The organism is Pseudomonas sp. o96-267 (assembly GCF_003935465.1).
GTDB classification, from domain to species: domain Bacteria; phylum Pseudomonadota; class Gammaproteobacteria; order Pseudomonadales; family Pseudomonadaceae; genus Aquipseudomonas; species Aquipseudomonas sediminis.
In genome coordinates this window covers 30,645-43,939 of sequence record NZ_RHQP01000009.1, presented here as the reverse complement: position 1 = coordinate 43,939, position 13,295 = coordinate 30,645, and the positions used below count along the sequence as shown (strand labels likewise).

Here is a 13,295-nt window from a genome sequence, read left to right as displayed (position 1 = left end):
TTCGCCGCTTGCAGCGGCTCGAGCAGACAAGGAATCCGAGATGGCCAAGCGTATTCAGTTCAGCCAGCACGGCGGCAGCGACGTGCTGCAATACCGTGACTATCAGCCGGCAGCGCCAGGCCCGCGCGAAGTACGGGTCGCCAACCAGGCCATCGGCCTGAACTTCATCGACACCTATTTCCGCAGCGGCCTGTATCAACCACCGGCGTTACCGTCGAGCCTGGGTACCGAAGGTGCCGGCGTGGTCGAAGCCGTCGGCAGTGAGGTCGAAGGCTTCAAAGTCGGCGATCGCGTCGCCTACGCCACCGGCCCGCTGGGTGCCTACAGCGAGCTGCATGTACTGCCCGCCGACAAGCTGGTGAAACTGCCGGACAGCATCAGCTTCGAACAAGCCGCCGCCGTCATGCTCAAGGGCCTGACCGTGCAGTACCTGTTGCGCCAGACCTATGAGCTCAAGGGCGGCGAAACCATCCTCTTCCATGCCGCCGCTGGTGGCGTCGGCTCCTTCGCCTGCCAATGGGCCAAGGCGCTGGGCGTGAATCTGATCGGCACCGTCAGCTCGGCGGAAAAGGCCGCGCGCGCCAAGGAGCAGGGTGCCTGGGCGACCATTGATTACAGCCATGAGAACGTCGTGCAGCGGGTGCTGGAGCTGACTGGCGGCGCCAAGTGTCCGGTGGTCTACGACGGCGTCGGCAAGGACACCTGGGAAACCTCGCTGGACTGCGTGGCACCGCGCGGCCTGCTGGTCAGCTTCGGCAATGCATCCGGCGCGGTCACCGGGGTCAACCTGGGCATTCTGGCGCAGAAGGGCTCGCTCTACGTCACGCGCCCGACCCTGGCCGGCTACGCCACCAGCGCACAGCGTCTGCAGGCCATGGCCGACGATCTGTTCGGCATGATCGCCAGCGGCAAGCTGCAGGTGGAAATCAGCAACCGCTACGCACTGAAGGACGCCGCCGCCGCGCAGGACGCACTGAGTTCACGGCAGACCACTGGCTCGACCATTTTGCTGCCGTAAGCGTAGGAGCGAGCTCTGCTCGCGAACCCGGCCCCTGCAAACGCTTCGCGAGCAGAGCCGCTCCTACACGATTTCATGTGTCAGGACGGGCGAATCACATCGCCCGTGCGCAGGTCACGAATCAGGCTGGGGTTCTTGCGCCCGCCCAGTGCGCCGCCGAGTACCTTGTCCAGCTCACCCGGGAAGTACTGCTCGACGCGCAAGCGCGCGCGCGCCGAAGGACGCCCAGCCGGGTTGGCCGAGGTGGAAATCAACGGCCCGGTGTGGCGGCACAGCGCACGTACCAGCGGATGATCACTGACGCGCAGGGCAACGCTGTCGTGCTCGCCCGTCACCCATTCGGGCAGACGATTCTGATGCGGCACCAGCCAGGTATTCGGGCCTGGCCAACTGGCGGCCAGGCGCTCCAGCCAGACCTCTGGCAGATCATCGAGAAGAAAGTCGAACTGTTCGATGTCATCGGCAACCAGAATCAGCCCCTTGTGTATCGGCCGCTCCTTGAGCGCCAAAAGACGATACACCGCCTCTTCGTTCCAGGGATCGCAGCCCAGGCCCCAGACTGCCTCGGTCGGATAGGCGATCACGCCTCCCTCGCGCACCACTCGCGCCGTTTGCTGTATCTGCCAGTTGCTGGCCATCGCCTGTCTCCCGCTGAATCAATGGGCGGCAGTCTATCCAAGCCGATCAGGACCCGCCACGGCCTGCTAGCGACTGCGCGCCATCCAACGCCCGGACTCGTTGCACACCAGGCCATCGAGCTCCAGTTCGGTCAAAGCTCCCAGCACCTCAGCCAGTGGCCAACCGCTGGCCTGCATCAGCGCCTCGGTGCTGTGCGGCGCGGCATGCAGCAAGGCCAGCAATGGATGCTCGACGCCAGCGAGCGGCGCCGATGTGGGCTGAACGGCTGGCGCCTGCCAGCCACGCAAGGCTTCGAGGATATGCTCGATGCTTTCCACCAGGGTGGCGCCATCTCGGATCAGTTGATGGCAGCCCCGTGCGCCAGGATGATGGATCGATCCGGGGATGGCATAGACCTCACGCCCTTGCTCGGCAGCCAGGCGTGCGGTGATCAGCGAACCACTGGACGGGCTGGCCTCGACTACCAGCACACCTAGCGACAGCCCGCTGATGATCCTGTTGCGCCGCGGGAAGTTACTCGCCTGCGGCGGACAGTCCAGCGGCAGCTCGGAGACCAGCGCACCGCCTTGCTCGCTGATCTGCGCCGCCAGCCTCACATGCCGCCGCGGATACAGACACTGCAAACCGGTGCCCAGCACGGCCACCGTTTTGCCGCCGCTTTCCAGCGCCCCCTGATGTGCAGCACCATCGATCCCCAAGGCCAGACCACTGGTGATGACGAAACCGCCGCCCGCCAGGCTGCGGGCGAAGGCACGCGCGTTATCCAGGCCTGGCTGCGAGGCCCGCCGACTACCGACCATGGCCAGTTGCGGCGCCTCCAGCACGCTCGGCTCGCCCGCTACGAACAACAGCGGCGGCGCATCCGCCAACTCGCCGAGCAGAGCCGGGTAGCCTGGATCGTCCCACATCAGCACATGCTGACCAGGCTCATCCAGCCATTGCAGGGCGGCAGCCGCTCGCTCGCGGATTTCCGCATTGCGCCGGGGCTCGGCGCAGGCTGCCGGCAACCCCAACGCACGCCAGGCGCTGGCCGGCGCACTGAGCGCAGCTGAAGCACTGTCGAACGCACTCAGGAGCTTGCGAAAACGCCGCGGCCCCAGTTCCGGCAACAGATGCAGACGCAAGCGGGCTTCGAGCTCGGCAGGAGAGATGGCAGGGGAAAGCGAGGAGGATGCAGGCATGGCGATTCGTCCCTGAGCAGTTGCACCGCCATCCTGGCGGCCTGAAAGCACGAGCCCCGCTAGTGCGGGGCTCGTTGGGCATTACGGATTGCGGACCTTGTCCATCACCGCCAGCGGGCGGCTGGCCTGCAGTACCAGGCCGTAGCTGAGCTTGTCGTAGGTGCGGAACACCATCAGCAAGCCGGAACGCTCGTCCGGAATCTTCACACTCTCGCCGGTGACACGATCACGCACGGTTTCGCCGGTCTTGTAGACCGCCAGCACGTTGCCGATCTCCAGGCCGTCGCGTATCCCCTTGTTCAGGGTGACAACATCGAACTGACCAATCTGGCTGACGCCACGCGGTACATCGAGAATCAAACCATTGATGTCGGTGATCGGCTCGCTGGGCATGAAGGTGGAGTTGATCGCACGCTCCTCGGTGGGGAACAGGCGATCTCCCAGGCGTACTTCCTGAGTCGAGCGCTTGAGCAGCAGCGTACCCACATCCCCTTCTTCGGCGACGATCTCACCCGTGCCGACGTCATCGGCGTTGATGCCAAGGAATTCCTTGGTTTCCGGATCCGTGTAGGTCTTGCCTTGGCGGAAGATACCGTAAACCGGCTGTTCTTCGTCGAACTGGCCGCGGGCGTAAACGCGATCACCAGCGCCGCTGACCACGCGCTCGGCGTTACCGGCGACGACATAAGGCTTGGCGTTGAATTCTTCCGGGGTGTCGACGATACGGTTGCTCAGCAGGAAGCTGTTGATCGCCTCCAGCGGGATGGTCGGGATCGCTTCGGCCATCGGCGTGCTTCGCACCTGCGGCGACAGCTTGATGGTGCCGCGGGACTCGCCGCGGTTGAGCATCAGGCGCGGCTGACCGTCCACGTAGACCAGATTGAGGGTATCACCGGGATAGATCAGGTGCGGGTTAGCCACCTGCGGGTTGGCGTGCCAGATCTCCGGCCATTTCCACGGCTGGCGCAGGAACTTGCCGGAAATGTCCCAGAGGGTATCGCCCTTGACCACTGTGTAGCGGTCCGGGTGACCGTCCTTGAGTTGCACTTCGGCCTGAGCCAAGCTGGTCAGGGCCAGTCCGCCCGCTGCAAAGAGCAGGGCGAGTAGTGATTTCCTCATACGGTGAATCCCTTTATTATGTGCCTTCACGTGAAGCGCCCTAGCGCCGCGTGCCAAACCCGCTGAATACGCGGCGTGAAGCCGTTTTTCAATGCTGTTCATCATCTTAGCAGCGGATTTTGACTTTATTCCACAAGTGCATCACAAACGCATATGGCGATCCTGAATATCCTCGAATTTCCTGATCCACGCCTGCGTACCATCGCCAAACCGGTGGACGTCGTGGATGACTCCATCCGTCAACTGGTCGACGACATGTTCGAGACCATGTATGACGCACCCGGTATCGGCCTGGCGGCGACGCAGGTCAACGTGCACAAGCGCGTGGTGGTCATGGACCTGTCCGAGGACAAGTCCGAACCGCGGGTGTTCATCAACCCCGAGTTCGAGTCGCTGACCGACGAGATGGACCAGTACCAGGAAGGCTGCCTGTCGGTGCCCGGCTTCTACGAGAACGTCGACCGCCCACAGAAGGTCAAGATCAAGGCGCTGGATCGCGATGGCCAGCCCTACGAGCTGATCGCCGAAGGCTTGCTTGCCGTGTGCATCCAGCACGAGTGCGATCACCTCAACGGCAAGCTGTTCGTCGATTACCTGTCCAACCTCAAGCGCGACCGCATCAAGAAGAAGCTGGAAAAACAGCATCGCCAGCGCGCCTGACCTCCGATTACCCGAAAGGCTTGCCACGGCAAGCCTTTTTCTTTGGTGACTGCCCCATGCGTATCGTCTTTGCCGGCACCCCGGAATTCGCCGCCGAACACCTCAAGGCCCTGCTGGCCAGCCCGCACCAGATCATTGCCGTCTACACCCAGCCGGATCGCCCGGCAGGTCGCGGCCAGAAGCTGATGCCGAGCCCGGTCAAGCAACTCGCCGTCGAGCACGGCATCCCGGTCTACCAACCGGCCAGCTTGCGTAATGAAGAGGCGCAGGCCGAGGTGGCGGCATTGCAGCCGGATCTGATGGTGGTGGTCGCCTATGGCCTGATCCTGCCGCAGGTGGTGCTCGACACCCCGCGTCTGGGCTGCATCAACAGCCACGCCTCCTTGCTGCCGCGCTGGCGGGGTGCCGCGCCGATCCAACGCGCGGTGCAGGCCGGCGATGCCGAAAGCGGCGTCACCGTGATGCAGATGGAAGCCGGCCTCGACACCGGGCCGATGCTGCTCAAGGTGACCACGCCGATCAGCGCCAGCGACACCGGCGGCTCGCTGCATGATCGCCTCGCCCAGCTCGGCCCACAGGCAGTGCTACAGGCTATCGACGGCCTGGCCGCGGGCACGCTGAAAGGTGAAGTACAGGACGACGCCCTGGCCAACTACGCGCACAAGCTGAACAAGGAAGAAGCGCTGCTGGACTTCAGTCGCCCGGCCGTGGAGCTGGAGCGCCTGGTGCGCGCCTTCCACCCCTGGCCGATCTGCCACACCACACTCGGCGGCGACGCCTTGAAAGTGCATGCCGCCGAGCTCGGCGAAGGCAAGGGCGCTCCCGGCACCATCCTCGCCGCCGACAAGCATGGCCTGACCGTGGCCTGTGGCGAAGGCGCGCTGCGTCTGACTCGCCTGCAGCTGCCGGGCGGCAAGCCGCTGGCCTTCGCCGACCTCTATAACAGCCGCCGCGATCAATTCGCCGCCGGCCTGGTGCTCGGCCAATGAACCCGCGCCTGGCCGCCGCCCGCGCCCTGACTGCAGTGCTCTCCGGCAAGGCTTCTCTGGGTAGCAGCCTGCCGCCGCAGCTGGACAAGGTCGAGCACCACGACCGTGCCCTGGCACAGGACTTGGCCTTCGGCGCCGCACGCTGGCAGCCGCGCCTGCAACTGCTGGCCGAGAAACTGCTGGAAAAGCCGTTCAAGGCCGCCGACAAGGACGTGGAAGCGCTGCTGCTGATCGGCCTCTACCAGTTGCTGCACAGCCGCATCCCCGAGCATGCCGCCATCGGCGAGACGGTCGGCTGCGCCGGTGCGCTGAAAAAGCCTTGGGCCAAGGGCTTGCTCAACGCCGTGCTGCGCCGCGCCCAACGCGAGCATGAAGCGATTTTCGCTGAACTGGATCGCGACCCGGTGCTACACACCGCGCACCCGCGCTGGCTGCAAAAACAGCTCAAGGCCTTCTGGCCCGAGCACTGGCAAGCCATCTGCGCCGCCAACAACGCGCATCCGCCACTGATCCTGCGGGTCAATCGCCGTCACGGCAGCCGCGACGCGTACCTCACCGAACTGCGCGACGCCGGCATCGATGCCGAGCCATGCGCTTTCAGCCGTGACGGCGTGCGCCTGCTACAACCCTGCGACGTAACCACCCTGCCCGGCTTCAAGGACGGCCGCGTCAGTGTCCAGGACGAAGCCGCGCAACTGGCTGCCAGCCTGCTCGAACTGGCGCCTGGCCAACGTGTGCTGGACGCCTGCGCCGCGCCTGGCGGCAAGACCTGCCACCTGCTGGAAGTCGAACCAGGCTTGAGCGAAGTGGTCGCCGTGGATCTGGAAGCCAAGCGCCTGACGCGCGTACGCGAGAACCTTGAGCGCCTGCAGCTGAAGGCCACACTGATCGCCGCCGACGGCCGGGACACCGGTACCTGGTGGGACGGCCAGCCATTCCAGCGCATCCTGCTCGATGCGCCTTGCTCGGCCACCGGCGTGATCCGCCGTCATCCGGATATCAAGCTGACCCGCAAGCCTGAGGACATTCCCGCCCTGGCGCAGTTGCAGGGTGAGCTGCTCGATGCGCTGTGGCCAACCCTGGCGCCCGGCGGCATCCTGCTTTACGCCACCTGCTCGGTGCTGCCGACGGAAAACAGCGAGACCATCGCCGCGTTTCTGGCCCGCACCGCCGATGCGCAGGAAGTCACCATCGCTGGCGACTTCGGCCTGCAGCCTGGCCATGGTCGCCAGTTGCTGCCACAGCTGGACGGCCACGACGGTTTCTACTATGCCAAGCTGATAAAGACCGCTGTGACCAGCCACAGCTAACGGAGCGATCAGTGAAAATCATCATTCTAGGCGCCGGCCAGGTGGGCGGCACCCTGGCGGAACACCTCGCCAGCGAGGCCAACGACATCACCGTGGTCGACACCGATGGTGATCGCCTGCGCGACCTTGGCGACCGCCTGGACATCCGCACCGTGCAGGGCAAGGGCTCCTTCCCCACCGTGCTGCGCCAAGCCGGCGCTGACGATGCCGACATGCTGGTGGCGGTGACCAACAGCGACGAAGTCAACATGATGGCCTGTCAGGTGGCCTATACCCTGTTCCACACCCCGACCAAGATCGCCCGGGTGCGCGAGGCGGCCTACCTGACCCGCGAGGCGCTGTTCGACAACGAAGCGATCCCGGTCGACGTGCTGATCAGCCCCGAGCAGGTGGTGACCAATTACATCAAGCGCCTGATCGAATATCCGGGCGCCCTGCAGGTGATCGACTTCGCCGAAGGCAAGGCGCAACTTGTGGCGGTCAAGGCCTACTACGGCGGCCCGCTGGTGGGTCAGCAACTGCGCCAGCTGCGCCAGCACATGCCCAACGTCGACACACGCGTCGCGGCGATCTTCCGCCGCAACCGGCCGATCATGCCCAAGGGCGATACCGTGATCGAGGCCGATGACGAAGTGTTCTTCATCGCCGCCAAGGCGCACATCCGTGCAGTGATGAGCGAAATGCGCCGTCTCGAGGATAGCTACAAGCGCGTGGTGATCGCCGGTGGCGGCAACATCGGCGAGCGCCTGGCCGAAGCCATCGAAAGCCGCTACCAGGTGAAGATCATCGAAATGAACCCGGCGCGCTGCCGCTACCTGTCGGAGAACCTCGACAGCACCATCGTGCTGCAGGGCAGCGCCTCGGATCGCGACCTGCTGGTGGAAGAGAACATCAACGATGCCGACATCTTCCTCGCCCTGACCAACGACGACGAAGCCAATATCATGTCGTCGCTGCTGGCCAAGCGCCTGGGTGCGCGCAAGGTGATGACCATCATCAACAACCCGGCCTATGTCGACCTGGTGCAAGGCGGCGAGATCGACATCGCCATCAGCCCGCAATTGGCTACCATCGGCACTCTGCTGACCCACGTGCGCCGTGGCGATATCGAAAGCGTGCACAGCCTGCGCCGGGGCGCAGCCGAGGCGCTGGAAGTGATCGCCCATGGTGATGCCAAATCGAGCAAGGTGATCGGCCGCGCCATCGAAGACATCGCCCTGCCGCCGAGTACCACCATCGGCGCCATCATCCGCGATGAACAGGTGCTGATCGCCCACGATGACACGGTGATCGAGTCCGGCGACCACGTGATCCTGTTCCTGGTCGACAAGAAGTACATCCGCGACGTCGAGCGCCTGTTCCAGGCCGGTCTGACGTTCTTCTGAATAAAACCGTAGCCCGGATGCAATCCGGGGATGAATCGCGCCGGGCCTCACCCGGATTGCATCCGGGCTACATCAGCGGAGAAGCTTGATGAGCACTGAGGCACTGGAAAAGATGTTGGCCAAGGGCATGGACAACGCCCTGTTGCGGTTCGGTCTGGGCAAAGCCCACCTGGATGGCGGCAATGCGGTGCAGGCGGCCGAGCACCTGCAACGCTGCGTGGAATTCGACCCGGCCTATTCAGCGGCATGGAAGCTGCTGGGCAAGGCGCTGCAGGCCGAAGGCGACCTCGACGGCGCGCGCCAGGCCTGGCAGCAGGGCATCGCTGCCGCCCAGGCCAAGGGCGACAAGCAGGCCGAGAAGGAAATGAGCGTGTTTCTGCGCAAGCTGGACAAGCAACGCTGATCGACTCGGTGCGCACGGCGCACCCTACGGTTCAGAGCGGTGTTGTAGGGTGCGCCGTGCGCACCAAGCTAGCAGGCTGTTGAAAAACTATCTGCGTTGCCTGGCCGTCGTTAAAAACAGCCTCAAAATGCTCATTTACAGCTCGTAAACTCCGCTTTTTCGGCTGTTTTTGCCTAGGCCAGTCTGCCTCGCCTACGTTTTTCAACGGCCTGCTGGAGAAGGACTTCAGCCTTCATGGCTGAAGTCCTTCCAGCGGTAGATCTCAGAGCACCTCGCTGGCCACCGCATCCACCGCCGCCTTGGCGATCCCCACTACCTCGTCCGCCTCGGCCTTGGTCAGCACCAGCGGCGGGGCGAAGCCGAGGATGTCGCCGTGCGGCATGGCGCGGGCGATCATGCCGCGCTCCAGGCAGGCGGCAGAGACGCGCGGACCGACCTTGAGCGCGGCATCGAAGGGCGTGCGCGCCTCCTTGTCAGCCATGAACTCCAGCGCCGCGAGCATGCCGACACCGCGCACTTCGCCCACCAGGGGATGACCTTCGAAGGTCTGGCGCAGTTGCTGGTTGAGGTAGGCGCCGACATCGGCGGCGTTGGCGGAGATGTTTTCCTTCTCCAGGATATCCAGGTTGGCCAGCGCAGCCGCGGCGCAGATCGGGTGGCCAGAGTAGGTCCAGCCATGACCCATGGCACCGTCGCGGCTGGAGGCCTCGTCGATCACGTTCCACACCTTTTCACCGACGATCACCGCCGACAGGGGCGCGTAGGCGCTGGTCAGGCCCTTGGCCGTGGTGATCAGGTCCGGCTGCATGCCGAACATCTGGCTGCCCATCGGCGTACCCAGACGGCCGAAGGCGCAGACCACTTCGTCGGCGATCAGCAGGATGTCGTACTTGGCCAGCACGGCCTGGATCGCCTGCCAGTAACCGGTGGGCGGGACGATGATGCCGCCGGTGCCCATCACCGGTTCACCGATGAAGGCGGCAACAGTGTCCGGGCCTTCAGCCAGGATCAGACGCTCCAGATCCTCGGCGCAATGGCGCACGAAAGCCGCTTCATCCATGCCGGCCGGAGCCTTGTAAAAGTGCGGGCAGGCGGCGTGTTTGATATCCGCGTGAGGCAGGTCGAAATGCTGGTGGAAGCTGGCCAGGCCGGTGAGGCTGCCGGTCATGATGCCCGAGCCGTGGTAGCCGCGCTGGCGGGAGATGATCTTCTTCTTCGCCGGGCGGCCGAGCACGTTGTTGTAGTAACGCACCAGCTTGATCTGGGTCTCGTTGGCGTCCGAGCCAGACAGGCCGTAGTAGACCTTCTTCATGCCCTTCGGCGCCCAGTCGATGATGCGCGCCGACAGCTCGATGATGGCCTCGGTCGAGTGGCCGACGTAAGTGTGGTAGTAGGCCAGCTCCTTGGCCTGCTTGTAGATGGCCTCGGCCACTTCGGTACGCCCGTAGCCAATGTTCACGCAGTACAGGCCGGCGAATGCATCGAGCAGCTCGCGGCCTTCGTGGTCGCGAATACGGATGCCGGAAGCGCCGGTGATGATGCGCCCCTTGAGTGCGCCGCTGGCGTGGTCGTGAGCGTGGGTGGACGGGTGCATGAAGTGGGCACGGTCCTGGGCGAACAACTCGTCGTAATGGCTCATGGAAAATCCTCCGGTTTGGCTCAGTAGCGCTGGCCCTGATGATGAATGCAGAAGTATTTGGTCTCGACGAAGGGCTCGAAGCCTTCCGTACCGCCCTCACGGCCGAGACCGGAAGCTTTCATGCCACCGAAGGGGATCGGGTGGCCGGTGAACTTGGTGCCGTTGACCGCGACCATGGCGTGGTCGAGGCGACGGATCAGCGGGTGGACGACATCCACGCGGTTGGAACAAATGTAGGCGGCCAGGCCGTATTCGGTGTCGTTGGCCATGGCCACGGCTTGGTCCAGGGTGTCGAAAGCGCGTACACCGGCGATGGGGGCGAAGTTCTCCTCACGGTAGATGCGCATGGCGTCGGTGACGTCGGCCAGCAGCGTCGGCTGCCAGAACCAGCCGCCCAGAGCATGCGGTTCGCCACCGGCCAGCAGGCGCGCGCCCTGTTCGATGGCATCGGCGACCCGAGCGGCGGTGGCATCCAGCGCAGCCTGGTGCATCAGCGGACCGATCTGGTTGCGCGCGTCATGCCCAGGGCCGACGCGCAGGCCACGCACGGCCTTGGCGAAGCGCTGTAGAAATTCTTCATAAACAGGGCGCTCGACCAGAATGCGGTTGGCGGCGCAGCAGTCCTGGCCGGAGGTCTGGAACTTGGCATCCAGCGCCACCTGCACGGCGTGATCGAGATCGGCATCGGCGCAAACGATCAGCGGCGCATTGCCGCCCAGTTCCAGCGCCACCTTCTTCACATCCTCAGCAGCCGCCTGCAGCACCAGTTTGCCCACGCGAGTCGAGCCGGTGAAGCTCACCGAGCGCACACGGGCATCTTTGACCAGGGTTTCCATGGCCATCTGCGGTTCACCCAATACCACGTTGAACACACCGGCTGGCAAGCCGGCCTCCTCGGCCAGTTGCGCCAGGGCAAAGGCGGAATAGGGCGTCTCGTGCGCCGGTTTGACCACCACGGTACAACCGGCGGCCAACGCCGCGGCGGCCTTGCGGGTGATCATCGCGCTGGGGAAATTCCACGGCGTGAGCAGGGCACAGACGCCCACTGGTTCCTTCACCGTACCGAGCTGAGCACCTGGGATATGGCTGGGGATTGTCTGGCCGTAGAGCCGGCGCGCCTCCTCGGCGAACCAGGGGATAAAGCTGGCGGCGTAACGGATCTCGCCACGGGCTTCGGCCAGCGGCTTGCCCTGTTCAAGGCTGAGAATGCGCGCCAGGTCTTCCTGATGCTGCAGGATCAGTTCGGCCCAGCGCCGCAGCAACGCCGCTCGGGTTTCCAGGCTCTGCTCGCGCCAGTCGGCGAAGGCACGCTGGGCGGCGTCCACTGTGGCAACGATCTGCGGCTCACCGAGCATCGGCACATGGCCGATCACGCTCTGGTCGGCAGGGTTGTGCACGGCGATGCTGGCGCCGTCGTCACTGTGCAGCCAGTGACCGTCGACATAGCACAGCGATTTGAACAGCAGGGGATGGTCGAGGGGCATGGCGGTGTCTCCGGGCCGATGGGCATGGGAGACATGCTAGGGAAGGGCGGCTTGGCATTTTTTCCAAGCCGGGCAGGCGTTACCGCAGTTTTTTCTGAAGGATCAGCCGGAACAGAAGATTTCTGGGGCGCCCGTCATGCCTTGACGGCGGCACTCGGGTAAAGCCCCTCCCACATACTTGGCCACCGTGGGAGGCGCTTCAGCGGCGAGTGAGCATCACGCCGTGGCAGTGCGCTGCGGCAAGGCCCGCACGATGGCACTGAGCAGCATGCCGTACAACGGCACGAAGAGGATCAGGCTGATGGCCAGCTTGATCACGTAGTCCACGGTGGCGATCTCCACCCAGTTGGCGGCCATGAACGGATCGTCGCTGCGCCAGAACGCCACCGAGAAGAACAGGAAGGTATCGAGCAGATTGCCGAAGATGGTCGAGGCCGTCGGCGCGACCCACCACTGGCGCATCTTGCGCAGGCGGTCGAACACCTGGATATCGAGCAACTGGCCGAAGGCGTAGGCCAGGAAGCTGGCTACGGCGATACGGAAGACGAACAGGTTGAATTCACCCAGCGCCATCAGGCCGCCAAAGGCGCCTTCGTGGAACAGCACCGACACCACGTAGGAGGCCACCAGCGCCGGCAGCATCACGCGGGCAATCACCACGCGCGCGGAATGCTTGCCGATCAGGCGCACGGTGAGATCAGTGGCCAGGAAGATAAACGGGAAGCTGAACGCGCCCCAGGTGGTATGCCAGCCGAACAGGGTGATCGGCAGCTGCACCAGGTAGTTGCTGGCGATGATGATGAGGATATGGAAGGCGATCAGGCCGGCCAGCACGGGCCGACTGACCGACGCAGGAATCAGGGTCATGTCGATGTCCTTTTTCATGGAGTGGGGTTAGGGAACCCACTGCCGCAGCCGACATGGCCGCGAGCGGCGCGCATTCTAGCGCGTTGTTGACCCGCGGGATAGGTTTTCCCGCAGATGACCAAACCGCTCGGATGGAAGGTCGCGCCGCCGCTGACTCAGGCTTCAGGCACAACCCGCTTGGCCAACTGGAAATGCCGCTGCCAATACGAGTTGTTGAGGAAGTCGATACGCACGTTGGCGCCGCGGCGCGGCGCGTGGACGAAGCGGCCCTCACCGATGTAGATGGCCACGTGATCCACCGAGCGGCTGCGAATGCGGAAGAACAGCAAATCGCCCGGCTGCAGGTCGCTGCGTTTCACCGAGGGCGCGTCCAGGCGCGACAGCGCGCGGGAGGTGCGCGGCAGGTCGAGGTCGTCCTGGGTCTTGAAGGCGTATTGCACCAGGCCGCTGCAATCGAAACCGTGGCGCAGGCTGGTACCACCCCAGCGGTAAGGCGTGCCCAACGCGCCCAGGGCGCGGTCGATCACTTCGCTGGACGGTTTTGGCGCAACCGCTGGCGCGGTGGCAGGAAGGGTGTGGATACGAAAGGTGGCGGAGGCTT

At 64.5% G+C, this 13,295-nt stretch carries 13 protein-coding genes; 6 read left to right on the top strand and 7 right to left on the bottom strand.

All coding sequences use genetic code 11. From position 1 onward, the window contains the following. The first annotated feature begins 40 nt into the window (after nucleotides 1-40). The gene (locus EGJ86_RS08155; protein ID WP_125834720.1) at nucleotides 41-1,018 is read left to right on the top strand and encodes an NADPH:quinone reductase; all 978 of its coding nucleotides are present in this window, start codon (nucleotides 41-43) and stop codon (nucleotides 1,016-1,018) included. Between the two features lie 80 nt (nucleotides 1,019-1,098). Here the strand turns inward: EGJ86_RS08155 and EGJ86_RS08150 are convergent, their stop codons facing one another. The 3 genes from EGJ86_RS08150 to EGJ86_RS08140 form a co-directional block, all read right to left on the bottom strand. Further along, the gene (locus EGJ86_RS08150) at nucleotides 1,099-1,656 is read right to left on the bottom strand and encodes an L-threonylcarbamoyladenylate synthase (RefSeq protein ID WP_125834719.1); all 558 of its coding nucleotides are present in this window, start codon (nucleotides 1,654-1,656) and stop codon (nucleotides 1,099-1,101) included. 66 nt (nucleotides 1,657-1,722) lie between these two features. Next, nucleotides 1,723-2,838, bottom strand: coding sequence for a DNA-processing protein DprA (gene dprA / locus EGJ86_RS08145; protein ID WP_125834718.1), 1,116 nt, complete (start codon nucleotides 2,836-2,838; stop codon nucleotides 1,723-1,725). A gap of 81 nt (nucleotides 2,839-2,919) precedes the next feature. Beyond that, the gene (locus EGJ86_RS08140) at nucleotides 2,920-3,957 is read right to left on the bottom strand and encodes a LysM peptidoglycan-binding domain-containing protein (RefSeq protein ID WP_125834717.1); all 1,038 of its coding nucleotides are present in this window, start codon (nucleotides 3,955-3,957) and stop codon (nucleotides 2,920-2,922) included. Nucleotides 3,958-4,110: 153 nt separating this feature from the next. On the opposite strand from EGJ86_RS08140, the gene def reads away from it, so the two are divergent. The 5 genes from def to EGJ86_RS08115 all read left to right on the top strand — a co-directional run bounded on the left by def (nucleotide 4,111) and on the right by EGJ86_RS08115 (nucleotide 8,704). Further along, the gene (def, locus tag EGJ86_RS08135) at nucleotides 4,111-4,617 is read left to right on the top strand and encodes a peptide deformylase (RefSeq protein WP_013713230.1); all 507 of its coding nucleotides are present in this window, start codon (nucleotides 4,111-4,113) and stop codon (nucleotides 4,615-4,617) included. A 56-nt stretch (nucleotides 4,618-4,673) separates the two neighbouring features. Next, nucleotides 4,674-5,606, top strand: a complete 933-nt coding sequence (gene fmt / locus EGJ86_RS08130) for a methionyl-tRNA formyltransferase (protein WP_125834716.1) — start codon at nucleotides 4,674-4,676, stop codon at nucleotides 5,604-5,606. Then, on the top strand, nucleotides 5,603-6,916 hold the full coding sequence (gene rsmB / locus EGJ86_RS08125) for a 16S rRNA (cytosine(967)-C(5))-methyltransferase RsmB (protein WP_099525016.1): 1,314 nt from the start codon (nucleotides 5,603-5,605) through the stop codon (nucleotides 6,914-6,916). Before fmt ends, rsmB begins: the two co-directional genes overlap by 4 nt. 11 nt (nucleotides 6,917-6,927) lie before the next feature. Then, the gene (gene trkA / locus EGJ86_RS08120; RefSeq protein WP_017676312.1) at nucleotides 6,928-8,301 is read left to right on the top strand and encodes a Trk system potassium transporter TrkA; all 1,374 of its coding nucleotides are present in this window, start codon (nucleotides 6,928-6,930) and stop codon (nucleotides 8,299-8,301) included. Nucleotides 8,302-8,389: 88 nt separating this feature from the next. Further along, complete coding sequence (locus EGJ86_RS08115) at nucleotides 8,390-8,704, top strand: tetratricopeptide repeat protein (protein WP_125834715.1); 315 nt, start codon at nucleotides 8,390-8,392, stop codon at nucleotides 8,702-8,704. Between the two features lie 262 nt (nucleotides 8,705-8,966). Here EGJ86_RS08115 and EGJ86_RS08110 read toward each other — a convergent pair whose 3' ends face one another. The 4 genes from EGJ86_RS08110 to EGJ86_RS08095 all read right to left on the bottom strand — a co-directional run bounded on the left by EGJ86_RS08110 (nucleotide 8,967) and on the right by EGJ86_RS08095 (nucleotide 13,221). Then, entirely contained in the window at nucleotides 8,967-10,343 is a 1,377-nt protein-coding gene (locus tag EGJ86_RS08110) for an aspartate aminotransferase family protein (protein WP_106734784.1), read from the bottom strand. 20 nt (nucleotides 10,344-10,363) lie between these two features. Then, complete coding sequence (locus EGJ86_RS08105) at nucleotides 10,364-11,827, bottom strand: NAD-dependent succinate-semialdehyde dehydrogenase (RefSeq protein WP_125834714.1); 1,464 nt, start codon at nucleotides 11,825-11,827, stop codon at nucleotides 10,364-10,366. Between the two features lie 216 nt (nucleotides 11,828-12,043). Beyond that, complete coding sequence (locus EGJ86_RS08100; RefSeq protein WP_125834713.1) at nucleotides 12,044-12,694, bottom strand: 7-cyano-7-deazaguanine/7-aminomethyl-7-deazaguanine transporter; 651 nt, start codon at nucleotides 12,692-12,694, stop codon at nucleotides 12,044-12,046. A 155-nt stretch (nucleotides 12,695-12,849) separates the two neighbouring features. After that, a complete protein-coding gene (locus EGJ86_RS08095; RefSeq protein ID WP_371254495.1) occupies nucleotides 12,850-13,221 on the bottom strand; it encodes a C40 family peptidase in 372 nt (123 codons plus the stop codon). Nucleotides 13,222-13,295 lie beyond the last annotated feature (74 nt).